The sequence below is a fragment of the Streptomyces sp. NBC_01267 genome (genome assembly GCF_036241575.1).
Taxonomy (GTDB): Bacteria; Actinomycetota; Actinomycetes; order Streptomycetales; family Streptomycetaceae; genus Streptomyces.
In genome coordinates this window covers 6,396,754-6,423,538 of record NZ_CP108455.1, presented here as the reverse complement: position 1 = coordinate 6,423,538, position 26,785 = coordinate 6,396,754, and the positions used below count along the sequence as shown (strand labels likewise).

Sequence of the window (26,785 nt, the reverse complement as noted above, 5' to 3'; positions counted from 1 at the left end):
GGCTCGGGGACAGACCGGGCGGTCCGGGTGGCCGGTCAGCCCACCCGGCTCCACGGCCCGAACGCCAGACCCTGCCCACCGCTGTCCTGACGTGCCAGCAGGATCCGCCCCTGCCCGTCGAGGGCGGCGACCACGATGCGGCCCGCGCCGTCCACGGCCACCTGCGGCGCGTGGGCTTCCTCCCCGCCCAGGGGGGCCCACCAGGTGCCGTACCCCTCGTTCTCCGTGACGTACGCGGTGACCTCGATGCCACCGTGCGCACCGGTCTGGGCGAGCACCGTGCAGTCGAAGTCGCCGACGCGCGCGCGGGCGACGCCCGGCCGCCCGCTGCCCCCGGCTCCCCCGGCCGTCAGCAGACCGTTGTCCTGCGCCCCGCGCCCCTGCGGGCGCCAGGCCACGAGGGAGGAGTCCCCGGGGTAGCGCCAGAAGTACGTGGCCCGCTTGGGGCCCGTCTCCAGGGCTGTCGGGGTGGCGCCCGCGACCGGGGTGCCGATCCGGTCCCACAACTCGAACCGGCCCTTCTCGACACCGACCCAGCGGTCCACCCGGTCGGGGCCCACGCCGAGGATCTCCAGCTTGCCGCCCCTGGGCATGACGGCGGTGAGGTCACCGGTGTACGGATCGGGCGACACGGTCTTCCAACCGCCCCAGGCGCCCGCGGCGTTACGGCTGCGCCGCAGGATCCCGCCGGTACGCAGCGAGACGATCACATGGACCGTGCCGGAGACCTGGTTGGCGACGATGACCGGCCCGGCGACCAGGGGGTCGCCGGCCGGGCCGTCGGGGGCGGTCGGGACGCCCAGGCTCCGCCAGTCCGTCACCCCGCGTCCGGTCTGGAACTGCGTGGCGAAGGCGACCTCGGGCGCGCCCGTGCCCAGCTGCCGGAGCGCGGCGAAGTGCACGTACCCCTCACTGGTCTGCGCCATGTCGACCCGGCCGCACCAGCCGGGGGTACCGATCAAGTCCGGTCCCGGCCAGGGGCCTTGGCCCGACGGCGGCTCCGTCCAGCGGTGCAGCCCGTCCCGGGCCGGGGCGTACGCCGTCAGCCGTCCGTCGTGCCCCTTGAAGAGCCAACTGCCCGCCGGTACGGACCGCGCCGGACCGTGCGGGGCGGGCGCCGCGTCGGCACCGGCCCCCCGCCTCCTGCCTCCGCCGGACTCCGCTGCCCTGCTGCCGCTCCTGTCCCGGTTCACGACTCCGTGCCGCCCTTCCGTGGCTCCACATGTCCTGTGCGGCGTTCGCGGGTACTCAGCGGTGCACTCGGGAGCACGGAACACACGTCTACAGCTCAGGAGTTTGTCATACCGGTCACGGTTTGTTCACCAAACAACCTCTGAATTCCCACCGATCGAAAGGTTTGTCTATTATTCGCTGAGACCCGAGGCTGACAGCTGGGCCGGTACCCCTCGACCGCCCGATTCCCCTCGCGCGCAATCCAAAGCGTTCCGACGGAAGGGCCCGACGAGCAGTGACGTACCAGCAAGACACCACACCACCCGGCGACCGGCCCGCACCGTCCCGTCGCGCACCCAAGCGCGGCAGGACCAAGAAGCGAAGCCCCCTGAAGATCATCCTGCTCACCCTGGTCGTCCTGCTGCTCGCCGCGGGCGGCACCGTCTGGTGGCTGTACAGCAACCTCGACGGCAACATCAAGGGTGTCGACATCAACAGGGCCCTCGGCAAGGACCGCCCCGAGAAGCTGCCCACCAGCGGACAGAACCTGCTGGTGCTCGGTTCCGACTCGCGCGCCGGGGCGAACGGCAAGATCGCGGGCGGCGACGTCAGCGGCGCCCGTTCCGACACCGCGCTGGTGATCCACATACCCGAGGGACGGTCCAGGGCGACCGCGGTGAGCATCCCGCGCGACACCCTGGTGACCCGACCGGAGTGCACCAAGTCGGACGGGTCCACGGTGCAGAGCGCGAACCGGGTGATGTTCAACTCGGTCTACTCGCAGGTCGGTCCGGCCTGTGTGGTGAAGACCGTGGAGAAGATGTCCGCGGTCCGGATCGACCACTACATGGAGATCGACTTCGCGGGCTTCAAGGGCCTGGTCGACGCGATCGGCGGGGTCACGGTCAATGTCCCCGAGGACATCCACGACGGGGCGAGCGGCCTCGACCTCAAAGCCGGTCCGCAGAAGCTGGACGGCACCCAGTCGCTGGCCTTCGTACGGACCAGGCACGGCATCGGGGACGGCAGCGACCTCGGCCGGATCGGGCTCCAGCAGCAGTTCCTGCTCGACCTGCTCGGCGAGGTGCAGAAGCAGGACATGCTGAGCAGCCCCACCAAGACGTACAAGATCGCCAACTCCGCGACGAAGTCGCTGACCACCGACTCGCAGCTGGCCTCCCTGACCTCGCTGGCCCAGTTCGCCCGCAGCATGAAGGGCGTCAACCCGGACACCATGGAGACGATCATGCTCCCGGTGTCGTACGACAAGGTCGACCCCAACCGGGTGGTGGCGGCCGAGCCGCAGGCCACGCAGTTGTGGAAGGCGATTCGCACCGACACGGCGGTACCGGCCTCGGCCAAGAAGTCCCCGGCCCACGGCGGCTGACCTGGTTTCCGGGCGGCGGCGTGGCCCTGCGGCCGTACCGCCGCCCGGTCCGTGCGGACTGACTGGACCGACCGGACCGACCGGAATTTCCGAGCCGCCGGGACTCCCCGGTCCGTCCGGAATCTCACAGCGCCGGGACTCCCCGGACCGTCCGGAATCTCCGAGCCGCCGGGATTCCCCGGACCGCCCGGATCAAGCGGGCTCCCCGGACCGTCCCGACCGGTGCGGAATCAGCCGGTCAGGCCTGGGTCCAGGCCGCGAGTGCCAGCCCCGGTTCCGCCTTCTGCCGCGCCACCCGCAGCGTGCCGTCCACGGCGATCACCGCGAGAACCACCCGGCCCGCCGCGTCCACGGCGAGGGCAGGTGCGCCGAGCGAGGCCTCGCCGGTCTCCGTCCACCACAGCCCGTCCGCCTCACCCTCGGTGGGGCAGGCGGCGATGGCCGGACGGCCGTTGCGGCCCCGGTAGGCCAGCACCGTGCAGTCGTACCCTTCGACACCGGTACGCAGCACGGCCACCGGCCCGCCGTCCGGCGCCCCGCCCAGCTCCAGGGGTTCGGCGCCCGCACGGTGGCCCATCACCCCGGCGCCGCCGGAGTCGCACCAGTAGTACGTGGCACGGCCTTCCGCCGTGCACACCCCGGTGGCGGACCCCGCAGCCGGGGTGGCGGAGACCGGGTCCCCCACGGTGAAGTCGCCGCCCGGCTCCTCCTGGGCCCAGTGCAGCACCTGCTTCTCCGCGGGCGCCAGCACCTCGACGTGGTCGGCCGGGGCGACCGCGGCGGGCGTCCCGTCCAGCAGCCGGCTGCCCTTCAGGTCCTTCCACCCCTCCCACTTGCCGGACTTGCCCTGCCGGCGCATGGTCAGGCCGCGGCCCGCGTTGCGCACGAAGACATGGACCCGGCCGTCGGCGCCGACCACCGCCGCCGGGGCGCCGGTCCTGCGGGCGCGGTCGGCGTCCTTGTAGGGGGTCCCGAGGGAGTGCCACGGTCCGAACGGACGGCCCGTCTGGTACTGCGTCGTATGCATCACCTCGACCCCGCGGGCGCCGTCGCGCCGGGCCAGCAGATGGACATAGCCGTCCGGGCCCTGTGCCAGGGTCATGTGGGTGAGATCGGGGGCCGCGACGAAGTCCGGCCCGGACCAGTCGGGGCCGCCCGGCTGCTGCTCGGTCCAGCGCAGAAAGCCGCCGTCCGCGGGGGCGTACGCGCTGAGGCTGCCGTCCTTGCCCCGCAGCAGCCAGCAGCTCGTGGCCGGACCTGTGGCCTGTACGGAACGCGACGACATGGCTGGCTGCCAGCCTTCCCTCAACCGGTCATACTTCTGGCCGAGAATAACATTCTGGCTGGTGAGGGCCGATAGCACCCGGCCCCTCCACCGCGGCCTACCGTGCCCCGCGCTGTTCCATCCGGCTGTTCCCGCGCCCGTACGCGAAGTACACGACCGCGCCGATCACCATCCAGATACCGAACCGCAGCCAGGTCTCGGCGGGCAGATTCAGCATCAGCCAGAACGAGGCCAGCATCGACAGGATCGGCACCAGCGGCACCAGCGGTGTCCGGAACGCACGCGGCAGGTCCGGGCGCTTCCTGCGCAGGATCATGACCCCGGCGGCGACCGTGACGAAGGCGAACAGCGTCCCGATGTTGACCAGTTCGGCGAGTTCGTTGATCGAGGTGAAGCCCGCGACCACCGCGACGATCACGCCGAGCAGGATCGTGGAGCGGTAGGGCGTACCGAACTTCGGGTGCACCCGGGAGAAGAACTGCGGCAGTAGCCCGTCCCGGCTCATGGCGAAGAAGACCCGGCTCTGGCCGAGCAGCAGGATCATGCAGACGGAGGTGAGTCCGACGGCCGCCCCGAAACTGATCAGGCCCGCCCAGAAGGGGTGTCCGACCGCCTTGAAGGCATCGGCGAGCGGGGCGTCGGTGGACAGTTGGGTGTACTTCTGCATACCGGTGACGACGATCGAGACGGCCACGTACAGCACGGTGCAGATGATCAGCGAACCGAGGATGCCGCGCGGTACGTCCCGCTGCGGGTTGCGGGTCTCCTCGGCCGCGGTGGCGACGATGTCGAAGCCGATGAAGGCGAAGAAGACGACCGCGGCGGCGGTGAAGATGCCCATCACGCCGAAGGAACCGGGCGTGAACCCGAACATCAGCTGGACCAGCGGGGCCTTGAGGCCGCTGTCACCCGAGCTGTGCACGGAGGGCGGGATGAAGGGGTGGTAGTTGGAGCCGGTGATGTAGAAGGCGCCCACGACGATCACCAGCAGGACGACGGTGACCTTGATGGCGACCACGATCGTCGTCACCCGCGAGGAGAGCTTCATACCGGCGACCAGAATGCCGGTCAGCACGAGCACGAGGAGGGCCGCCAGCAGATCGAAGCCGAACTTCCCGCCGTGCGTCCCGGTCAGGAACCGGGGCAGGTTCAGCCCCGCGGTGTCCATCAGCGAGCGCATGTATCCGGACCAGCCGACGGCCACCACCGCACAGCCCAGGGCCAGTTCGAGGATGAGGTCCCAGCCGATGATCCAGGCAGGCAGCTCCCCGAGCGAGGCGTACGAGAAGGTGTACGCGGAGCCCGCCACCGGGACCGTCGACGCGAACTCCGCGTAACAGAGGGCCGCGAGAGCGCAGACGACACCGGCCACGACGAAGGACAGTGCCACGGCGGGGCCCGCGGTCTGTTTGGCGATCAGGCCGGTCAGTACGAAGATGCCCGTACCGATCACGACACCGACGCCGAAGACCGTCAGATCGAGCGCGGACAGCGACTTCTTGAGCGTGTGCTCCGGTTCCTCCGTGTCCTGGATGGACTGCTCCACGGATTTCGTCCGGAAGAGACTGCTGCTCACGGGCGTACCTCCACGCTTGTCGTCCTTGCATGATCAGGAGCGCGTGTGTCCGTGTACCCGGCAGCGAGCCTTTTTCACACGAATGAGCCGGTGGGACCACCCGTACAGGCTTGGTCCCACCGGCTCATCGGTGGCGCGAGGTGCTGCTGTGCCGTGTGATCAGTCGCGGGCGGGCTCCGCGGCGGCGGACTCGCTCTCGTAACGGCCGTCGATCTTCGCCACCAGGCCGGTGACCTGGCGGGCGATGTCCGGGGCGGTCAGCCCGATCTCGGCCATGACCTCCTTGCGGGACGCGTGGTCGAGGAAGCGCGGCGGGATACCGAAGTCCCGCAGCGGTACGTCGACCCCGGCGTCCCGCAGGGCCTGGGCAACGGCCGAACCGACGCCTCCGGCACGGCTGTTGTCCTCGACCGTGACGACCACCCGGTGCTGCTCGGCGAGCGGGGCGAGTGCCTCGTCGACGGGCTTCACCCAGCGCGGGTCGACGACCGTCGTCGTGATGCCCTGCTTGTTGAGCAGTTCGGCGATCTCCAGGCACATCGGGGCCAGCGCGCCGATGGAGACCAGCAGGACGTCCGGCCGGTCCGTACCGGCCTTGCGCAGCACATCCATGCCGCCGATCTTGCCCACGGCGGGGACGGCCGGGCCGACCACGCCCTTGGAGTAGCGCACGACGGTCGGCGCGTCCTCGACCTGGACGGCCTCGCGCAGCTGGGCGCGGACCTGCTCGGCGTCGCGGGGCGCGGCGATCCGCAGGGTGGGGACGCACTGGAGGATGGACATGTCCCACATGCCGTTGTGCGAGGCACCGTCCGTGCCGGTGACACCGGCCCGGTCCAGGACGAAGGTGACACCGCACTTGTGCAGGGCCACATCCATCAGCACCTGGTCGAAGGCGCGGTTGAGGAAGGTCGCGTAGACGGCGAAGACCGGGTGCAGTCCGCCGGTCGCGAGACCGGCGGCGGACACCGCGGCGTGCTGCTCGGCGATCCCGACGTCGTACACCCGGTCCGGGAATGCCTTCTCGAACTTCTCCAGGCCGAGCGGCTGGAGCATGGCCGCAGTGATCGCGACGATGTCGGAGCGCTCGTGGCCGAGTTTGACCATCTCCTCGCCGAAGACCGAGGTCCAGTCCAGGCCTGCCGCGGCGATGGGCAGACCGGTGTCGGGGTGGATCGGACCGATGCCGTGGAAGTGGTCGGCCTCGTCCTGCTCTGCGGGCTTGTAGCCACGGCCCTTCTCGGTGATGCAGTGCACGATGACCGGTCCGCCGAAGCCCTTGGCCCGCTCCAGCGCGGACTCCAGTGCCTCGATGTCGTGACCGTCGATCGGGCCCACGTACTTCAGGCCGAGGTCCTCGAACATGCCCTGCGGGGCGATGAAGTCCTTGAGGCCCTTCTTCGCGCCGTGCAGCGTCTCGTACAGCGGCTTCCCGACGACGGGGGTGCGCCCCAGGAGGTCCTTGCCGCGGGCCAGGAAACGCTCGTAGCCGTCGGTCGTGCGGAGCGTGGCCAGGTGATTGGCCATCCCGCCGATGGTGGGCGCGTAGGAGCGCTCGTTGTCGTTGACGACGATCACCAGCGGGCGGTCCTTGGCGGCGGCGATGTTGTTCAGCGCCTCCCAGGCCATTCCGCCGGTCAGCGCGCCGTCACCGATCACCGCGACGACATGGTCGTCCTTCTTGAGGATCTCGTTGGCCTTGGCGAGGCCGTCGGCCCAGCCGAGAACCGTCGAGGCGTGCGAATTCTCGATGATGTCGTGGTCGGACTCGGCTCGCGAGGGGTAGCCGGACAGGCCGCCCTTGCCTTTGAGCTTCGAGAAGTCCTGACGGCCGGTGAGCAGCTTGTGCACATAGCTCTGGTGACCGGTGTCGAAGAGCACCCGGTCCTTGGGGGAATCGAAGACGCGGTGCAGGGCGATCGTCAGCTCGACGACACCCAGGTTCGGGCCGAGATGGCCACCGGTCTTGGACACGGCGTCGACGAGGAAGGTCCGGATCTCTCCGGCCAGCTGTTCCAGCTGCTCCGGGCCCAGCCGGTCCAGATCGCGCGGTCCCGTGATGCGGGTCAGCAGCGCCACCCGTGCCTCCTTGCGTTCGAACTGTGATCGAGCTTTGCCAGGTCTGCTGAGTCTAATGTTCCATCCGGGGCGGTCGGCATCGGGCGGTGCGTTCTACGTCACCCGTTCGGAGTAGTAGTACGCACGGACGCCCGGCACCGGAACGCTTCCGGGCCGGGCGCCTGTCGCGTCTGCACTATGCGCGGCCTGCGGACTTCTGGGTCTTGCGGGTCACCGCGTCGATCACGACGGTGGCCAGCAGGACGCCACCGGTGATCATGTACTGGATGGGTGAGGCGATGCCCTCCAGCGACAGGCCGTACTGGATCGAGACGATCACCAGCACGCCGAGCAGCGCGTTCCAGGTACGGCCACGGCCACCGAAGAGGCTGGTGCCACCGATGACGGCGGCGGCGATCGCGTTCATCAGCAGGTCACCACTGCCGGCGCCCTGGTTGGCGGTGGCGATCTTGGAGGCGAGGAAGAGCCCGCCGATCGCGGCGAACGTACCGGCGACGGCGAAGACCGAGATCCGGATCATCGTGACGTTGATACCGGCACGACGGGACGCCTCGACGGATCCGCCGAGCGCGAAGATCTTGCGGCCGTACGTGGTGCGGCGGAGCAGGAAGTCCGTGCCGACCAGGACCACCAGGAAGATCATGACGGCGAGCGGCATGCCCTTGTACTGGTTGTACATGTACGCCACCGCGAAGGCCACGACCGCCAGCGCCCCGGTGCGCAGCAGGATCTCGCTGAGCGGCCGGGACGGCACCCCTGCGGCCTCGCGGCGCCGGGCGTCGAGGAACGACGAGAGGAAGAAGACCACCACGCCGAGCAGGGCGAAGCCGTACGCGACGGCCACGTCGGCGAAGTAGTAGCCGGTGATGTTGGCGATGGGGCCGTCACCGGGCAGGTTGATCGTGCCGTTGTCGCCGAGGATCTGGAGCATGAAGCCGTTCCAGAACAGCAGACCGGCCAGGGTCACGGCGAACGCCGGGACGCCGATGCGGGCGAAGAAGAAGCCGTGGATCGCACCGGCGACCGTGCCGGTGAGGATGGACAGCAGCAGCGCCAGCCACTGGTTCATCCCGTGTGTGACGTTCAGCACGGCGAAGGCCGCGCTGGCCACGCCGCTGACCGAGCCGACCGAGAGGTCGATCTCACCGAGCAGCAGGACGAAGACGATACCGACGGCGATCATGCCGGTACCGACCATGGTCACCGAGATGTCGGTCAGGTTGCCCGCGGTGAGGAAGCGCGAGTTCACGCTCTGGAAGACCGCGGCGATGACGATCAGGCCGACGATCACCGGGATGGAGCCGAGGTCGCCCGCGCGTATCTTGCGCTTGAACTCGGAGAGGTAACCGGCGAAGCCCTGCTCGCGCACCAGCAGCCGGGGGTCGACCGTGGTCACCGCGGCCGGGGCCGCCGCCTGGGCGTCCGCCGGGCCGGACGCGGTGGAGGTCTTGTCGATGCTCACTTCTGAACCTCCACACTGCGCGACGCACGACGGGTCACGGCGTTGTCCGTGGCGCCCGTGATGGCGGCGATGATTTCTTCCTGCGAGGTGGTCTTCACGTCGAAGACACCGTTGTTGCGGCCGAGGCGGAGCACCGCGACCTTGTCGGCGACCGCCTTGACGTCCGCCATGTTGTGGCTGATGAGCAGCACCGCGTGGCCGCGCTCACGGAGCCGCTCGACCAGGTCGAGCACCTGCGCGGTCTGCTCCACGCCGAGGGCCGCCGTGGGCTCGTCGAGGATGACGAGCTTCGGCTCGCCCAGCATGGAACGCGCGATGGCGACGGTCTGGCGCTGTCCGCCGGAGAGCGAGGCGATCGGGATGCGGACACTGGGGATGCGGATCGAGAGCGTGGTCAGCAACTCCCGTGACCTGCGCTCCATTTCGACCTCGTCGAGGATGCCGCGCTTGCGCAGTTCCCGGCCGAGGTAGAGGTTGCCGACGACATCGATGTTGTCGCAGAGCGAGAGGTCCTGGTAGACGGTCGCGATGCCCAGGTGCTGGGCGTCGTGCGGGCGGTTGATCTGTACCGCCCTGCCCTCCCACTCGATGACGCCGTCATCGATGGGGTGCACCCCGGCGATCGTCTTGACCAGCGTGGACTTCCCGGCTCCGTTGTCGCCCACCAGGGCGAGTACTTCACCGCCGTGGGCCTCAAGCTCTACATCGGTGAGCGCCTGGACGGCACCGAATCGCTTGGAGACCCCACGCAACGCCAGCACGGGCGTAGCGGACACTTGAACCATCTCCTTCGCCGCCTGACCGGCGGGGATGCCACGCTGCCATGAGAGCGCGGTGGCTGAGCAGGGTGTTCCGCCCGGCGCCCGCCCCGTTAGCGGGACGTTGGTGGGGCAAGGCGCCGGACAGGCTTCAGTGGGTCACGAATCCCTTGCGGAGCAGGGGAGTTACTTCAGACCCAGCTTGTCGCACGCAGCCTTGTAGGCCGGGGTGCAGATCTCGCTGACCTTGTAGATGCCGTCCTTGATGACGGTGTCGGTGATGTTCGCCTTGGTCAGCGAGACGACCGGGAGGATCACCGAGGGGATGCCCTTGACGCTGACGGTGTCGACCGTGGTCTTGGCGATCGAGTCGAGCTTCTGGCCCTTGGCGAGCGCGACAGCCATCTCGGCGGCGATCGGACCCTCCTGGATGTACGGCTTGTAGACGCTCATGTACTGCGTCCCGGCCACGATGCGCTGCACACCGGCGAGTTCGGCGTCCTGCCCGGTGACCGGCGGGATCGGCGAGATACCGGCGGCCTTCAGGGCGGTGATGATGCCGCCGGCCATGCCGTCGTTGGCGGAGTAGACGCCGATGACGTTCTTCTTGCCGAGGGCCGTGATCGCGCCCTCCATGTTGGAGTTGGCGTTCTCCGGCTTCCACTCCTTGGTGTCGTACTCCTTGCCGATGTTCACCTTGCCGTCGAGGACGGAGTGAGCGCCCTTCTTGAAGTCGGCGGCGTTCGGGTCGGTGGAGGAGCCGTTCATCATGACGATCTTGCCGGACTTGGCCTTGGTGCCGAGCGCCGCGAGCAGCGCCTCGCCCTGCGTCTTGCCGACGGTCACGTTGTCGAACGAGACGTAGGCGTCGATGGGGCCCTGGGCGAGGCGGTCGAAGGCGACGACGGGGATACCCGCCTCCTTGGCCTTCTTCACCGAGGCCGCGATCGACTTGTAGTCGACGGCGTCCACGATGATGGCGTCCACCCGGTTGGTCACCATGGCGTCCATCTGCTGGCTCTGCGTGTCCGGCTGCTGCTTGGCATTGACGTAAGTGATCTTGCCCTTGCCGTGGGTCAGTTCGTCGACCTTCTTCTCGATCAACGGCTTGTCGAACTTCTCGTAGCGGGCGGTCTGGTTCTCCGGAAGGAGCAGCCCGATGTTGAGGGCGTCGCCCTTCTTCGCGGAGTTCCCGGCCGGCTTGTCCTTGTTCCCGCCGGACTCCTTGGCACTGCCACAAGCGGCGAGAGAGACAGCCATCGCGGTGACGGCCACGGCCACGGCGGCACGACGCATCTGCGTGTTCACTTCAGAAACCTCCCTGACGAGGCCGCGACATTGCGGCCGAGGTGCCTGGAGTCAACTCGGCTGTCAGGCCAGCGTCAAGGAGTAAATCCTTAACGAGATGGCAACGGTGTCATTCCTTCTCTAAGTGAAGACAGGCGTCCCTGTGGGCATCGTGCTGTCCAAAAGACTTGAATCGCCCATTTCACTGAGGACCAGCGCGAGCGCGCCCAGCACCTCGGCCCGGCCGCCCAATGCCCCTGGAAGCACGGAGAGTTGGCGGGCGGCGCTGGGGATCGCGTACCGGCCGACGGACTCCCTGATCGGGCCGAGCACCAGCTCACCGGCCTCCGCGAGGTCGCCGCCGAGCACCACCCTGCTCGGGTTGAGCAGGTTGCAGAGATTGGCGACGCCGCTGCCGATGTGCCGGCCGACGTCCGCGATCACCCTGCGGCAGCCCGGGTCGCCGCCGCGCGCGAGCTGGACGACCCGCTCGATGGTCAGACCGGTGCCGTGGCTGGACTCGAGGAGCGGCAGGACGTACCGGGCGGCCGTGAAGGTCTCCAGGCACCCCCGGTTGCCGCAACGGCACACCGGGCCGGACTCGTCGAGCGTGATGTGCCCGATCTCGCCCGCGGTGCCACCGGGGCCGCGGTAGATCTGCCCGTCGATCACCAGACCGGCTCCGACGCCGCTGGCGACCTTGATGTACGCGAGGTCCCTGACCCCGCGACCGCTCCCCCACACCAGCTCGCCGAGTGCACCCAGATTGGCGTCGTTGTCGACGTACACGGGCACGCCGAGCCGGGCCGCGAGTTCGTCGCTCGGGTTGATGCCCGACCAGCCCGGCAGGATCGAGGTGGAGCCGAGCGTGCCCGACTCGACGTCGATCGGTCCCGGCACCCCGAGCCCCACGCCCACGACCTTGTCCGCGCCGATGCCGGTCGCCGCGATCAGCCGGTTCACCAACTCCTCGGCCCGCCCGAAGCCTTCGGCCGACGAGGCGTCCACATCGAGCGGTTCGGACTCCTCGGCGAGGACCTGGTGAGCCAGGTTGCCGACCGCGACGCGCAGATGCGTGTGGCCGAAGTCGACCCCTATGACGATGCCCGCCGAACCGCTGAGCGAGACGCTGCGGGCCCGTCGGCCGCCCGCCGAGGTCGGGGTGACCTCGACCGTGCCGCCGTCCTTCAGTTCGCGAACGATATTGGAAACCGTGGCTGCCGAGAGCCCCGTACTGCGGGCGATCTCCGCCTGGGTGAGCGAGCCCGCCATACGCACCGCGCGTACGACCCGCTCAAGGTTGGCCCGGTGCAGAGACGTCTGCGACCCCGGAGTCTCCATCGACTCATCCACTCCTGCCATTGGTGGACGGCGCGACGGCCGCCCCCGTGCGGGACACCCCTGTCAGGGCCCGCCATATCTCCAACATGTGAACCCTAAGCTGACTCTTTTGGCCTCCCCCCCGTCAAGACCTTGAGCAAGGGGAGAGACAGATGAGCAGCCGGCCCGGCGGGCAGAACAGACGAACCGCCCGACAGCGGATGCTGTCGGGCGGTTCGGGTGAACAGCGGAACAGGAGGCCCTACTTGAGCGCCCCCGCGGTCAGACCGGCGACGACCTGCCGCTGGAAGATGATGTACGCCGCCAGGACCGGCAGCATCGCCATCACCAGTCCGGCGAAGAGGCCGGAGTAGTCGCCCTTGTACCCCTGGCTGGTGGCCAGCTCGACCAATCCCTGGGCGAGGACCCGCTGCTTCGGGTCGGTGTTCAGCACCGTCGGAAGCAGGTACTGGTTCCACTGGCCCAGGAAGTTGAAGATACCCACGCTGATCAGGCCGGGCTTGGCCATCGGCAGCATCACCTGGAAGAAGGTCCGGGTGTGCGAGGCGCCGTCGAGCGTCGCCGCCTCGGCCACTTCTCCCGGCAGCGTCCGGAAGAACGAGGTGAGGAAGAAGACGGTGAACGGCAGCGAGTAGGCGATGTAGACCAGGATCAGGCCCTGGGTCGTGTTCAGCAGACTCATGTTGTTCATGACGAAGAACAACGGCACCAGCGCCAGGATGATCGGGAAGCTCATCCCTCCGACGAACAGGAAGTAGATGAACCTGTTCCCCGGGAAGTCGAAGCGCGCCAGCACGTAGGCCGCCATGGAGCCGAGCAGCAGGGTGCCGATGAGCGAGCCGCCGACGACCACGATGGTGTGCCCGAAGTACTGACCCATGTGCGCCTGGCCCCAGGCACGGGACCAGTTCTCGAAGTGCAGCCGGTCGGGCAGCTTCCACGGCTCGGCGAGGATGTCGTGGTCGTTCTTGAACGACGACATCACCGCCCACAGCAGCGGAACGACGACCAGGACCGCCCAGATGATGAGCACGCCGTGCGAGAAGACGTTGAGCGTGCCGCCGCCGCTCTCGCCCTTCTTCTTCGCCGGAGCCGCCGCGGGCTTGGTGAGCCGGGCCGGCGTCGGGTCCTCGGCGACCTCGGCCGGAGGGGTGTCAGTGGTCTTCATCTCAGAACTCCAGCCGCTCGCGCCGGCCCAGTCGCATCACGATGGCGGAGAACACCAGGGTGAGCACGAGGAGGGCGACGCCGATCGTTGTCGCGTATCCGGCCTGGCCGTCGCGGAACGCCGTCTGGTAGACGAACAGCGGCAGCACGGTGGTCGATTGGGCGGGGCCACCCGGGCCCACACTCATGATGTTCACCGCGGCGAACGCCTCGGCGCCGAGGGACAGGATGCCCATGTACACCCAGCCCGACTGCACGGTGTCCCAGAGCAGCGGAAGCGTGATCCGGAAGAAGGTCGTGACCCGGCTCGCGCCGTCCAGCAGCGCCGCTTCGTAGAAGTCCTTCGGAATGGATGCCATTCCCGCGGAGAACAGCACCACGAAGAAGCCGACCTGGGACCAGACGAGTACGGCGAAGATGCACCAGAGGGCCAGCTTAGGGTCTCCGAGCCAGTCCGGCTGAATGCTGTCGAGACCGACCGCGTCCAGGGCGCCGTTGAGAATGCCCCCGTCGGGGTTGTAGATGAACCTGAAGAGCAGGGCGACGATTGCGATCGACAGCACCTGCGGGAAGAAGTACGCGATCTTGTAGAACCCGGAACCGCGTACGCCCCCGATGGATACGCCCTTACGGCGCTTGCCACCCACATTCAGCATGAAGGCGAAGAACAGCGCGAGGCCGAGCGTCACCAGCGGCAGCAACAACACGAACAGCACACTGTGTTCCAGGGATTTCCAGAATGTCGGGTCCTGGAGCATCCGGCTGTAGTTGTCGAAGCCCACCATCTTGAAGTCCGGGCTCAGGCCGGTCCAGTCGGTGAACGAGTAATAGATCGACTGAATGAACGGCCATATGACGAAGATTGCATACAACGCCAGTGGGACTATCAAGAATCCCACAATGAACCGGTACTTACCTTGTTGCATGGTTACCGACCCCGATCTTCCGGCGGGTGCCGCCGCTGGTGACGCGTGCTCACTGGTGCTTGTAGTGCTTGATCGACGAGTCCTTGGCGGCTGCGTCGGCGTACTGCTGACACTTCTTGACAGCCTCGGCCGGGGTCATGCGGCCCGCCATCATCTCGCCCAGGACCGAGACGCCGATCTGCTCCTTCTGGAGCTTCACGTACCAGTCCTGGAGCCGCGGGTTGACCACGTTGTCGCCCGCGGCCTTCAGCACGTCGAGGCCCGACTGGAGGGCCGTCGACAGCTCCAGACCGTCGGTGCCACCGTTGAAGGCGGACAGCGACTTCACCGTCTTGGTGAAGTTCTTGGACGAGGCCTCACTGAGCATGATGCGCAGCTGGTCCATGCCCGCCTGCGGGTTCTTCGCGTTCCGCGGCACGATGAAGGGCTCGCCACCGGAGGCCCAGATGGTGCCGTACGGCATCTTGTCCGTGGACTCGTCCAGGCTGGACGGCGCGCCGACCTTCATCTGGAAGTTCTTGGGCGTGGTCTTCGCCGCCTCGTTCTCCACCCAGGAGCCGTTGGGGATGAAGAGCGCCTTGCCACCGGTCCAGGCGGTCTGGGACTGGATGTGGTCGATGCCGGGCGTTCCCTTGAGGATGTAGCCCTTCTGGAACAGCTCGTAGTAGGCATCGAATCCGGCCTTGACGGCGGGGTGCTTCCAGGCGTTGGGCGCCAGGTCGTCGATGTCGTCGAGGACCTGACGACCGCCGATCTTGGCGATGAAGGGGAAGAGCGAGAACGGCAGGTAGTACGGGTACTTGCCCGCGTACGTCCAGCCCGCGATGCCCTTCTTCTTCGCCTTGGCACAGACGGAGAGCATGGCGTCCCAGGTCTTGGGATACTCGACGTCCAGGTTGTCCAGGGCGGTCTGCGAGTACCAGACGCCGTAGACGGTGTACGCGTAGTTCATGATCCAGCACGGCTGACCGTCGTACTGGCCCATCTCCACGATGCCCGGACGCAGGGTGTCCCGGACCTTCTTGCTCGGGTCGTCGACGGACGGCGCGTCCAGCAGGGGCGTGAGGTCGGTCAGCTGGTTCTTGCCGACCAGGACACCCATGTCCATCTGCTCGGCGCCCGAGTTGTCGATCAGGTCGGGCGGGGTGCCGCCGTTGAAGCGCGGCTGCAGCTCGGACTGGATCTTCTGCGTGGACGAGAAGTGCACCTTCGACTTCGGGTGCGCCTTCGAGTACAGCGTGTTGGCGGCCTTGGCGTACTCGACGCCGAAGCCTCCGTCGAAGACGACCATGTCGAGCGGGGCGGTCTCGTTCACGCCGAGCGGGTTGCTCGCGGTCGTCTTGCCCTTCGCGACCTTCTTGTCGCTGCTGCTGTCGCTGCTCGCGCAGGCAGAGAGGAAGCTCATCGTCGGGACGGTGATCAGGCCGAGAGCGGCCGATCGCTTGATCAGATCACGACGGCCAAGGCCCTCAGTGGTGCGAGCGGAGGTGGATCCCATGCTCAAGTCCTCGCCTTCTACAGGACTCAGGCGGTGTACCGGTCGCCCGTTGAGAATTCGCCTCAGGCGAAGGGCCCCGCCACCGCGGTCAGTTGAAGCTGGGTTGCACTGGCTGCAGGAAGGGAACACTGAGAATTTGGATGAGGATGCCCTGATGCTCCCCCACCCTGTTCCCCACCCCCCCTGGCCCGCTGCCAAAGACACGGCGAAGCGGACGTCGACAGGTATAGTCCACTGACCTTCAACTGGGCAAGATCGAATGCAGGTTTGAACGTCAGTCTTTCCCGAGTTGAGACCTCACAGACATCTGGTGCACTCCGCCCACCAGCCGGGACTTCCCCTTGAGAGCGCGTCCAATTCCGTCCGGTACGCGCGGTCAACACACTTGACGGCACAGCCCACTTGCCTTCCTACTGGACCTTGCGCATCAGAGTGACAACGTTGTCCAAAGCGCATAGGTGAGAGGAAAACCCTCATGCAGACCAGAGCTCGGCACCGGGCAAGATCTACGGCCGCCCTGGTGGCGGCGGCATTCGCGCTCGTCGTGACGGGGCAGGGCGCTGCCGTGGCGCAACCCGCCCAACGTCACGCGTCGGACAAGGAGTTCCACTCCTCGTTCGAAGCGGGCCAGCCACAGCCGGACTGGCGGAATACCGTAGAAACAGGTCCTGACGGCCATAAACGCTCCTCCGGTATCGATGGCACCACCAATGCCGGTATACCGGGCAATGTCATGGATCATGTCATCGGGCTGCGGGCCAGTGACGAGAACGCGGCCAGCGGCGAGGGCAAGGGCAGCCTCGTCGACCTGGATCCGAACACCAAGTGGCTGGCGTTCCACCCGACCGGGTGGGTGGAGTTCGATCTGGACGAAGCGGTGAAGGTCACGACCTACGCGCTGACGTCCGCCAACGACCACTCCGAGCGTGACCCGAAGGACTGGACCCTGCAGGGCTCCACCGACGGCAAGGACTGGAAGACCCTGGACAGCCGGCAGGGCCAGGCCTTCGACCAGCGCTTCCAGACGAAGTCGTACGACGTCGGCGGTGCGGACACCGCCTATGCGCACTACCGGTTCGAGATCTCGGCCAACAACGGCGCTTCGGACGCCACTCAGCTCGCCGATGTTCAATTCTCGAACGGGGACACCAGCACCCCGCCGCCCACCGACATGGTCACCAGGGTGGACAGCGGGCCGCTGACCTCGCCGACAGCCAAGGCCGGGGCCGGGTTCACCGGGACCCATTCGCTGCGCTACTCCGGCACCCAGAAGGGCGAGGGCCACGCCTACTCGTACAACAAGGTCTTCGACGTCAACACCCGGATCGACCGGAACACCGAGCTGGCGTACAAGGTGTTCCCGGAGATGGGGAAGACCGACCTGAACTACCCGTCCACCGATGTGGCGGTCGATCTGGCCTTCACGGACGGCACGTACCTGAGCGACCTGAAGGCCACCGACTCCAACGGCGGGCTGCTGACGCCGCAGGGCCAGGGCGCCGCCAAGCGGCTCTACGTCAACCAGTGGAACACGGTCTCCTCGGACATCGGGACGGTCGCGGCCGGCAAGACCGTCGACCGGATCCTGGTGGCGTACGACTCCCCCAAGGGCCCGGCGACGTTCCGCGGCTGGATCGACGACCTCTCGATCGCGCCCAAGAAGACCGAGAAGCCGTCCGCGCACCTCTCGGACTACGCCCTCACCACCCGTGGCACCAATTCGAGCGGCGGCTACTCCCGCGGCAACAACTTCCCGGCGACCGCCGTCCCCAATGGCTTCAACTTCTGGACGCCGGTCACCGACGCGGGCTCCACGAGCTGGCTCTACAACTATGCGAGCACCAACAACGCCGACAACCTCCCCACGCTCCAGGCCTTCGGCGCCAGCCACGAGCCGAGCCCCTGGATGGGCGACCGGCAGACCTTCCAGCTGATGCCGTCGGTGGCCGCCGGAACCCCGGACGCCGACCGCGGCAAGCGGGCGCTCCCCTTCCAGCACGAGAACGAGGTCGCCAAGCCCCACTACTACGGGGTCACCTTCGAGAACGGCCTCAAGGCGGAGCTGACGCCGACCGACCATGCGGCGATGATGCGGTTCACCTACCCCGGTGACAACGCGAGCATGATCTTCGACAACGTCTCCAACGCGGGCGGTCTGACCCTCGACCCGAAGACCGGGACCTTCAGCGGGTACTCGGACGTCAAGAGCGGCGGCTCCACCGGAGCGACCCGGATGTTCGTGTACGGCTCCTTCGACACCCCGGTCACCGCGAGCTCGCGGCTCACCGGCGGGGGCGGCGACGACGTCACCGGCTACATGCGCTTCAAGCCGGGCAAGAACCGCACGGTCACCCTGCGCCTGGCGACCTCCCTGATCAGCGTGGACCAGGCGAAGGACAACCTGTCCCAGGAGCTGCCCGCCTCGGCCACCTTCGCGAAGACCGAGGCGAAGGCCCAGGCGCAGTGGGACAAGATCCTCGGCAAGATCGAGGTGCAGGGCGCCAGTCACGACCAGCTGACCTCGCTCTACTCCTCCATGTACCGGCTGTACCTCTACCCGAACTCCGGTTCCGAGAAGGTCGGTTCGAAGATCGAGTACGCGAGTCCGTTCTCGCCCAAGGCCGGTGAGAACACCCCGACCCACACGGGCGCGAAGGTCGTGGACGGTTCGGTGTACGTCAACAACGGCTTCTGGGACACCTACCGGACGACCTGGCCCGCGTACTCCTTCCTCACCCCGAAGAAGGCGGGTGAGATGGTCGACGGCTTCGTCCAGCAGTACAAGGACGGCGGCTGGATCTCCCGTTGGTCCTCCCCGGGCTACTCCGACCTGATGACCGGCACCAGCTCGGACGTGGCGTTCGCGGACGCCTATGTGAAGGGCGTGAAGTTCGACGCGAAGGCGGCGTACGAAGCAGCGCTGAAGAACGCCACCGTCGTACCTCCGAGTTCAGGAGTTGGACGCAAGGGAATGGCCACCGCGCCGTTCGTCGGCTACGCGGACACGAACACCAACGAGGGCATGTCCTGGTCGATGGAGGGATACGTCAACGACTACGGCATCGCGCAGATGGGCCAGGCGCTCTACAAGAAGACGCACGAGGCCCACTACAAGGAGGAGTCCGAGTACTTCCTCAACCGGGCGCAGAACTACGTGAAGCTCTTCGACCCGGAGGTCGACTTCTTCCAGGGCAAGGACGCGCAGGGCAACTGGCGGCTGCCGGCCGACAAGTACGACCCGCGGGTCTGGGGCTACGACTACACCGAGACCGACGGCTGGGGCTACGCCTTCACCGCCCCGCAGGACTCGCGCGGTCTGGCCAATCTGTACGGCGGCCAGGCGGGCCTGGCGAAGAAGCTGGACACCTACTTCTCGACGCCCGAGACCGCGGGTCCCGACACCACCGGTTCGTACGGCGGTGTCATCCATGAGATGACCGAGGCCCGTGACGTCCGGATGGGACAGTACGGCCACAGCAACCAGGTGGCCCACCACGTCACCTACATGTACGACGCGGCCGGTCAGCCCTGGAAGACGCAGGAGAAGGTCCGCGAGGTGCTCAGCCGCCTCTACGTCGGCAGTGACATCGGCCAGGGCTACCTCGGCGACGAGGACAACGGCGAGCAGTCGGCCTGGTACATCTTCTCCTCGCTGGGCTTCTACCCGCTGGTGATGGGCAGCGGTGAATTCGCTGTCGGATCACCGCAGTTCACCAAGGCCACCGTGCACCTGGACAACGGCCGGGACCTGGTGGTGAAGGCGCCGAAGAACAGCTCGAAGAACATCTACGTGCAGGGCCTGAAGGTGAACGGCAAGTCCTGGAACTCGACCGCGCTGCCGAGTGACGTCCTGGAGCAGGGCGGGACCCTGGACTTCGCGATGGGCTCGCAGCCGTCGCGCTGGGGCACCGGCAAGAACGACGCCCCGGTCTCCATCGCCAAGGACGACAAGGTGCCTTCGCCGCGTGAGGACGTGATCAGTGGTCCGGGGGCGCTCTTCGACAACACCTCGGCCACGGACGCCTCGTTCACGTCGGTCGACCTGCCCGTGAAGTCGGCGACCCGGCCGGTCCAGTACACCCTCACCTCGTCGGACAGGGCGAAGGCGCCGAAGGCGTGGGTGCTCCAGGGCTCCGACGACGGCACGAAGTGGACCCAGCTGGACGAGCGGTCGGGCGAGTCCTTCGCCTGGGACAAGCAGACCCGGGTCTTCAGCGTGGCCCACCCGGGCAGGTACAAGAAGTACCGCCTGGTGAGCGCGGACACGGCCACCCTCGCGGAGGTGGAGCTGCTGTCCTGACACGACGGTCGGTCTCCACTGCGGGGGCGGGTACGGGATTTCCGTATCCGCCCCCGCGGCCGTTCCGTATCCGCCCGGCGGCCGTCCCGTATCCGCCCCCCGCGGCCGTTCCGGGGCCGCGGGACCCGCGGCTGGACACGCCTCTGGAAACAATCGCGCCGATGCCGTATTAGTAGTGTCAGAAAACAAATCAAGTCGGCCGACCGGTGACGCCGTCGGCCGAGCCGGTGTCGACCAGAGGCAGACCATGTCGGACCGTTTCACCCCCACCCCTGCGGACAGGTTCACCTTCGGACTCTGGACCGTCGGCTGGAAGGGCAACGACCCCTTCGGCGACGCCACCCGCCCCGCACTCGATCCCGTGGAGTCCGTGGAGCGCCTCGCGGAACTGGGCGCCCACGGCGTGACCTTCCACGACGACGACCTGATCCCGTTCGGCGCCCCGGAGTCCGAGCGGGCGGCGCTCGTCACCCGCTTCAAGGAGGCCCTGGACCGCACCGGTCTCAAGGTCCCGATGGCCACCACGAACCTGTTCACGCATCCGGTCTTCAAGGACGGCGGCTTCACCGCGAACGACCGCGACGTCCGCCGGTTCGCGCTGCGCAAGGTCATCCGCAACATCGATCTCGCTGCCGAACTGGGTGCCCGGACCTATGTCGCCTGGGGCGGCCGTGAGGGCGCGGAGTCGGGAGCCGCGAAGGACGTCCGGGTGGCGCTCGACCGGATGAAGGAAGCCTTCGACCTGCTCGGTGAGTACGTCGTCGACCAGGGCTACGACCTGCGCTTCGCCATCGAACCCAAGCCGAACGAGCCGCGTGGCGACATCCTGCTCCCCACCGTCGGGCACGCCCTGGCCTTCATCGAGCGCCTGGAACGCCCCGAGATGTACGGCGTGAACCCGGAGGTCGGCCACGAGCAGATGGCCGGACTGAACTTCCCGCACTCCATCGCCCAGGCCATCTGGGCGGGCAAGCTCTTCCACATCGACCTGAACGGCCAGTCCGGCATCAAGTACGACCAGGACCTGCGCTTCGGCGCCGGTGATCTGCGCCAGGCGTTCTGGCTGGTGGACCTGTTGGAGAGCGCGGGCTACGAGGGGCCGCGTCACTTCGACTTCAAGCCGGTCCGCACGGACGGCTTCGACGGGGTCTGGGAATCCGCGAAGAACTGCATGCGCAACTACCTGATCCTCCGGGAGCGCGCGCTGGCGTTCCGCGCCGATCCGGAGGTGCGCGAGGCGCTGGCCGCCTCGCGGCTGGACGAGCTCGCACTGCCGACCGCTGCCGACGGGGTCAAGGGGCTGCTCGCGGACCGTTCCGCGTACGAGGACTTCGACGTGGCGGAAGCGGCGCAGCGCTCGATGGCCTTCGAGGCGCTCGACCAGCTCGCCATGGAGCATCTGCTCGGCGTCCGCTGACGCTCGACCGGAGTGCCTGTGCACCACGAAGGGCCGCACCTCCCGTGACGGGAGGTGCGGCCCTCGCTGTCGCTGCCGGACCCTACTTGCGGATCAGGTTCCGGAGCACGAACTGCATGATGCCGCCGTTGCGGTAGTAGTCCGCCTCACCGGGGGTGTCGATACGGACGACCGCGTCGAACTCGACGCCGGTGTCCGTGGTCACCTTGACCGTGCGGGGCGTGACGCCCTTGTTCAGCTCCGTCACGCCGGTGAAGGAGAAGGTCTCCTGGCCGGTGAGACCGTACGTCTCGGCGGTCTCGCCCTCCGGGAACTGGAGCGGCAGGACGCCCATGCCGATGAGGTTCGAGCGGTGGATGCGCTCGTACGACTCGGCGATGACGGCCTTGACGCCGAGCAGCGCGGTGCCCTTGGCCGCCCAGTCGCGGGACGAGCCCGAGCCGTACTCCTTGCCCGCCAGGACGGTGAGCGGAACGCCCGCGGCCTGGTAGTTCTGCGAGGCGTCGTAGATGAACGACACCGGGCCGTCCGGCTGGGTGAAGTCGCGGGTGAAGCCGCCCTCGGTGCCCGGCGCGATCTGGTTGCGCAGGCGGATGTTCGCGAAGGTGCCGCGGATCATGACCTCGTGGTTGCCCCGTCGCGAGCCGTACGAGTTGAAGTCACGGCGCTCGACGCCGTGCTCCGTCAGGTACTTGCCGGCCGGGGTGTCGGCCTTGATGGCGCTGGCCGGGGAGATGTGGTCGGTGGTGACCGAGTCGCCCAGCTTGGCGAGGACGCGGGCGCCCGTGATGTCCTCGACCGGGGTCGTCTCCATCGTCATGCCCTCGAAGTACGGGGGCTTCCTGACGTAGGTGGACTGCGGGTCCCACTCGAAGGTGTTGCCGGTCGGGATCGACAGGGCCTGCCACTGGGCGTCGCCCGCGAAGACGTCCTCGTAGGACTTGCTGAACATGTCCTCGCCGATGGTGTTCGCCACCACGTCGTTGACCTCGGCCTCGGTCGGCCAGATGTCCTTGAGGTAGACCGCGTTGCCGTCCTGGTCGGCGCCCAGGGAGTCCTTGGTGATGTCCACCTTCATGGAGCCCGCGATGGCGTACGCGACGACCAGCGGCGGGGAGGCCAGGTAGTTCATCTTGACGTCGGGGTTGATGCGACCCTCGAAGTTACGGTTGCCCGAGAGCACCGAGGTCACGGCCAGGTCGTGCTCGTTGACCGCCTTGGAGACCTCTTCCGGCAGCGGGCCGGAGTTGCCGATGCAGGTGGTGCAGCCGTAACCGACGAGGTTGAAGCCGACCTTGTCGAGGTAGGGGGTCAGGCCCGCCTTGTCGAAGTAGTCGGTGACGACCTTCGAGCCCGGCGCGAGGGTGGTCTTGACCCACGGCTTGCGGGTCAGGCCCTTCTCGACCGCCTTCTTCGCCACGAGCGCCGCGGCGACCATGACGTACGGGTTCGAGGTGTTGGTGCAGGAGGTGATCGCGGCGACGGTGACGGCGCCGTGGTCGATCTCGTACGTCGAACCGTCGGGGGCCGTGACGATGGTCGGGCGGCTCGGCACGCCGTTGTGGGCGGCCGGGGCGTCGGAGGCCGGGAAGGACTCCTTGCCCGACTCCTCGTCCTCGGAGACGTAGTTGCGGACGTCCTGCGCGAACTGCGCCTTGGCGTTGGCGAGGACGATGCGGTCCTGCGGGCGCTTCGGGCCGGCGATGGACGGGACGACCGTGGCGAGGTCGAGCTCCAGCTTCTCGGAGAAGTCGGGCTCGGCGGCCGGGTCGAGCCAGAGGCCCTGCTCCTTGGAGTACGCCTCGACGAGCGCGACCTGCTTCTCGTCACGGCCGGTCAGGCGCAGGTACTTCAGCGTCTCGTCGTCGATCGGGAAGATCGCGGCGGTGGAGCCGAACTCCGGCGACATGTTGCCGATGGTGGCGCGGTTCGCCAGCGAGGTGGCGGCGACGCCCTCGCCGTAGAACTCGACGAACTTGCCGACGACGCCGTGCTTGCGCAGCATCTCGGTGATCGTGAGGACCAGGTCGGTGGCGGTGGTGCCGGCGTTCAGCTCACCGGTCAGCTTGAAGCCGACGACGCGCGGGATGAGCATCGAGACCGGCTGGCCCAGCATCGCGGCCTCGGCCTCGATGCCGCCGACGCCCCAGCCCAGCACACCGAGGCCGTTGACCATGGTGGTGTGCGAGTCGGTGCCGACGAGGGTGTCGGGGTACGCCTGGCCGTTGCGGACCATGACGGTGCGGGCCAGGTGCTCGATGTTGACCTGGTGGACGATGCCGGTGCCCGGGGGGACGACCTTGAACTCGTCGAAGGCGGTCTGGCCCCAGCGCAGGAACTGGTAGCGCTCCTTGTTGCGGCCGTACTCCAGCTCGACGTTCTGCGCGAAGGAGTCCGACGTACCGAACTTGTCGGCGATGACGGAGTGATCGATGACCAGCTCGGCCGGGGCCAGCGGGTTGATCTTCTCGGCGTCACCCCCGAGCTCCTTGACGGCCTCGCGCATGGTCGCGAGGTCCACCACGCAGGGCACACCGGTGAAGTCCTGCATGATCACGCGGGCCGGCGTGAACTGGATCTCCTGGCTCGGCTGAGCCTGCGAGTCCCAGCCGCCGAGCGCCCGGATGTGGTCGGCGGTGATGTTCGCGCCGTCCTCGGTGCGCAGCAGGTTCTCCAGCAGCACCTTCAGGCTGTAAGGGAGGCGCGCGGAGCCCTCGACCTTGTCCAGCTTGAAAATCTCGTACGACTCGTCGCCCACGCGCAGCGTGCTGCGGGCGTCGAAGCTGTTCGCCGACACGACAGTCTCCTTCATCAATGTGCGCGTACTACCGCGCCGCGCCTCATGTGCGGCCGGCGCCGCATGGTGCCACCTACGGCTGCTCGGCCGTCCGCTGTGATAAGGATTAGTTAGGTAACCCTTACCGAGTGGCGGTTGCGATACGCCTCGGCAGATATCTCGATGTCGAGATAACTCTAGTACACGACCGCGCGGAGGTCATGCGGGGACCACGCTGACCCCTGCCATCCGATCGAGGCGTTCGACAGCGAACCCAGCCGTTCCGGCTTCCTTGCCGGCGAACCTGGTCGTACGAGGGGACGCACCGGGGGTGCTGGGTGGCCGCACCGGTCGGGATGGATCTTGCGGAGCCGCCTCCGCCTCCCGGAGACTCAGAACGACACGGTGAGGGCGATGACGACGATGTTGGCGATGAGGTACAAGCCCGTCGCGATGACGAAAGTGCGGTTGTTGAAGCGCCGCGCCGCCGGTTCGGCCATGGGATCGGTCAACAGCTTCATGACGTAGGTGGTGCTGGCGACACCGACCAGTACGTAGAGCAGGCTCATGAAGTGGATCTCTTCGACCAGCGTCACGTTCAGGAAGGTGCCCAGCGCCTCGTCGACCGCCCGCAGGTTGAGCATGATCGTGAAGAGCGCGGTACCGAGAATCCCGAGCCGTGCGACCATGGCGACCTCGTTGTCCTTCGACCAGATCAGAAACGAGATCAGGGCGACCAGGAGAGCCACATATACCGGCAGGATCTGCTTGCCGAAACTCGTGAGGTCCACTCGGGTGAGCTGGAACTCGATCACCAGCTGGGAGTAGTGACTGCTGCCTCCTTGTTTGAGCCGGGGATCGCCGAAGCTCGTCCTGTAGGACGCGTCACCGACACCGATCCGGAATCGCGTGATCTTGAAGTCGCCGGGATGGATCCCGGGGTTGTACGTGGAGTTCTTCACATCCGCCCGGTAGACGAACCGTGACTTGTCCAGTTTGTTTTCCTCGACCCGGATCCGGACGACCTGTTTGTCGAACGGGAAGTCCGTCAGGTTCAGGGTCTGCCGGAAGGTCCCGGCCACTTTGACCTGAGTCCAGTACTCGTTGTCCACCTTCTCACTGGAAGGCGCGGTCAGCGTCGTCTTCGTCGCGTTGGTGAATTCGAGACGCTGGACAGCGGCAAGGTCCTTGCGTGGGCATACGCTCCACAGCCACAGGTCCGCGTTCACGGTGCTCTCGACCGGATTCACCGCGTAGAGGTCGGTGACGTAAGCCCCGACCCTGCAACTGGGCACGGCCGCAGCGGCGGGCGTGACGATGATCAGCGTGCTCAGCACCGCAGCGACCGCTGCGAGCAGGGCGGCCGCTCCCGACGGGAGCCCGGCCAGGAAGTCACGTCGGCCGTTCGCTGGCCCGCCGTACGAACGGGGCATACCTGCGAGCCTCCAAGGACGCCGGCGGGAGCAGCAGGAACTGCCTCAGGGGAGCGTTTCCACGCGGACCTTAACCCGGCGGCCGAGGCAAGGTCGCGATCAGAGCGGCCCACCCCGCAGACCGGCTCAGATGCACCCGTTCGGCCCATGTCCAGGGCCTCGGCGCGGCTGTCGACCACGCAGGCGGCATGCTCATGACCGCCCAGGCGGCGCCCTCTGTGTGGACAGGTGGCGGGCGTTGCGTGCGGTTTCGTCTCACCTGAGTATCCGAAACCGCCTGTCTCATCCCATCCAGTCCCCGCGGGTCGGCGGAGATGCGGACGACTGACTTCATCGAGAGCATCAACCTGGTTCTGCCGCCCCTGGCCGAGCAGCAGGTGACCGGGATTCAACTTCCCCCTGCTCACGTCGGCCCGCTCGATCCGGTTCCGGTGCGCCGTTCGGTTGCCGGGCCGTGGCTGCGCGCCGTGGCTGCGCGGGTGTCAGCAGCGCGGCGAGCCGGTGGGTCTCCGCGAGGTAGCGGTCGTAGGGGAAGCCGGCCTGCAGGAGGGCGGTGCGGAGTTCTTCCTCCAGGGGCTTGCCCTCGACCAGGAAGGCGTCCTGGCCCGTCGGGGTGAGGGTGACCAGGCGTCGGCGTCGGTGGGCGGGGTCGACGCTGATCGTCACGTACCCCTGCGCCTCCAGCGGGCGCAGGGAGCGGCTGATGGCCGGGTCGGACAGGGTCAGGGCCTCGGCGAGCTGGTGCTGGGTGGCGGGTTGGATCTCCTCAAGGGTGCCCAGTAGTCGCAGTTGACTGTGGGAGAGGCGCTGGTTCGGGTCGGAGCGGCGCCGGGCCGCCTCGCCCATCAGCATGACCACGCGGTACAGGAGCTCTGCCAGTCCTTCGTCCATACGTCCACCTTACCTGATACTTGCATGGT

Annotated in this window: 17 protein-coding genes; 3 read left to right on the top strand and 14 right to left on the bottom strand. The window is 67.6% G+C overall.

Annotated elements, in window-relative coordinates:
- Positions 1–35 precede the first annotated feature (35 nt).
- Positions 36–1,193, bottom strand: a complete 1,158-nt coding sequence (locus OG709_RS28790) for a hypothetical protein (protein ID WP_266640217.1) — start codon at positions 1,191–1,193, stop codon at positions 36–38.
- A gap of 275 nt (positions 1,194–1,468) precedes the next feature.
- On the opposite strand from OG709_RS28790, the gene OG709_RS28785 reads away from it, so the two are divergent.
- Positions 1,469–2,560: an LCP family protein gene (locus OG709_RS28785; RefSeq protein ID WP_250305670.1), complete on the top strand. Its 1,092-nt coding sequence runs from the start codon at positions 1,469–1,471 to the stop codon at positions 2,558–2,560.
- A 238-nt stretch (positions 2,561–2,798) separates the two neighbouring features.
- Here the strand turns inward: OG709_RS28785 and OG709_RS28780 are convergent, their stop codons facing one another.
- The 10 genes from OG709_RS28780 to ngcE all read right to left on the bottom strand — a co-directional run bounded on the left by OG709_RS28780 (position 2,799) and on the right by ngcE (position 15,939).
- Positions 2,799–3,845, bottom strand: coding sequence for a hypothetical protein (locus OG709_RS28780; protein ID WP_266640219.1), 1,047 nt, complete (start codon positions 3,843–3,845; stop codon positions 2,799–2,801).
- A 97-nt stretch (positions 3,846–3,942) separates the two neighbouring features.
- Positions 3,943–5,421: an amino acid permease gene (locus OG709_RS28775; protein ID WP_250305672.1), complete on the bottom strand. Its 1,479-nt coding sequence runs from the start codon at positions 5,419–5,421 to the stop codon at positions 3,943–3,945.
- Between the two features lie 159 nt (positions 5,422–5,580).
- Positions 5,581–7,500, bottom strand: coding sequence for a 1-deoxy-D-xylulose-5-phosphate synthase (dxs, locus tag OG709_RS28770; protein WP_250305673.1), 1,920 nt, complete (start codon positions 7,498–7,500; stop codon positions 5,581–5,583).
- A gap of 175 nt (positions 7,501–7,675) precedes the next feature.
- Positions 7,676–8,962 (bottom strand): sugar ABC transporter permease, encoded by a 1,287-nt coding sequence (locus OG709_RS28765; protein WP_250305674.1) that lies wholly within the window; start codon positions 8,960–8,962, stop codon positions 7,676–7,678.
- A complete protein-coding gene (locus OG709_RS28760) occupies positions 8,959–9,747 on the bottom strand; it encodes an ATP-binding cassette domain-containing protein (RefSeq protein ID WP_250305675.1) in 789 nt (262 codons plus the stop codon). The genes OG709_RS28765 and OG709_RS28760 overlap by 4 nt, the downstream gene beginning before the upstream one ends.
- A gap of 159 nt (positions 9,748–9,906) precedes the next feature.
- Positions 9,907–11,016, bottom strand: coding sequence for an ABC transporter substrate-binding protein (locus OG709_RS28755; RefSeq protein ID WP_266644848.1), 1,110 nt, complete (start codon positions 11,014–11,016; stop codon positions 9,907–9,909).
- A gap of 132 nt (positions 11,017–11,148) precedes the next feature.
- A complete protein-coding gene (locus OG709_RS28750) occupies positions 11,149–12,348 on the bottom strand; it encodes an ROK family transcriptional regulator (protein ID WP_266640221.1) in 1,200 nt (399 codons plus the stop codon).
- 241 nt (positions 12,349–12,589) lie between these two features.
- Positions 12,590–13,516: a carbohydrate ABC transporter permease gene (locus OG709_RS28745; protein WP_250305677.1), complete on the bottom strand. Its 927-nt coding sequence runs from the start codon at positions 13,514–13,516 to the stop codon at positions 12,590–12,592.
- A 1-nt stretch (position 13,517) separates the two neighbouring features.
- Positions 13,518–14,441, bottom strand: a complete 924-nt coding sequence (locus OG709_RS28740) for a carbohydrate ABC transporter permease (protein WP_250305678.1) — start codon at positions 14,439–14,441, stop codon at positions 13,518–13,520.
- A gap of 49 nt (positions 14,442–14,490) precedes the next feature.
- The gene (gene ngcE, locus OG709_RS28735; RefSeq protein ID WP_250305679.1) at positions 14,491–15,939 is read right to left on the bottom strand and encodes an N-acetylglucosamine/diacetylchitobiose ABC transporter substrate-binding protein; all 1,449 of its coding nucleotides are present in this window, start codon (positions 15,937–15,939) and stop codon (positions 14,491–14,493) included.
- Positions 15,940–16,414: 475 nt separating this feature from the next.
- Between ngcE and OG709_RS28730 the strand changes: the two genes are divergently transcribed.
- Both OG709_RS28730 and xylA read left to right on the top strand, forming a co-directional pair.
- Positions 16,415–20,239 carry a GH92 family glycosyl hydrolase gene (locus OG709_RS28730; RefSeq protein WP_329168107.1) on the top strand — a complete coding sequence of 1,275 codons (3,825 nt, stop codon included), beginning with the start codon at positions 16,415–16,417 and terminating at the stop codon, positions 20,237–20,239.
- 247 nt (positions 20,240–20,486) lie between these two features.
- Complete coding sequence (gene xylA, locus OG709_RS28725; protein ID WP_250305681.1) at positions 20,487–21,656, top strand: xylose isomerase; 1,170 nt, start codon at positions 20,487–20,489, stop codon at positions 21,654–21,656.
- 82 nt (positions 21,657–21,738) lie between these two features.
- On the opposite strand, the gene acnA is transcribed toward xylA, so the two are convergent.
- The 3 genes from acnA to OG709_RS28710 form a co-directional block, all read right to left on the bottom strand.
- Positions 21,739–24,453, bottom strand: coding sequence for an aconitate hydratase AcnA (acnA, locus tag OG709_RS28720; RefSeq protein ID WP_326693798.1), 2,715 nt, complete (start codon positions 24,451–24,453; stop codon positions 21,739–21,741).
- A 371-nt stretch (positions 24,454–24,824) separates the two neighbouring features.
- A complete protein-coding gene (locus OG709_RS28715; RefSeq protein WP_329168106.1) occupies positions 24,825–25,865 on the bottom strand; it encodes a hypothetical protein in 1,041 nt (346 codons plus the stop codon).
- A gap of 342 nt (positions 25,866–26,207) precedes the next feature.
- Positions 26,208–26,756, bottom strand: a complete 549-nt coding sequence (locus OG709_RS28710) for a MarR family winged helix-turn-helix transcriptional regulator (RefSeq protein WP_326693799.1) — start codon at positions 26,754–26,756, stop codon at positions 26,208–26,210.
- Between the last annotated feature and the right edge of the window lie 29 nt (positions 26,757–26,785).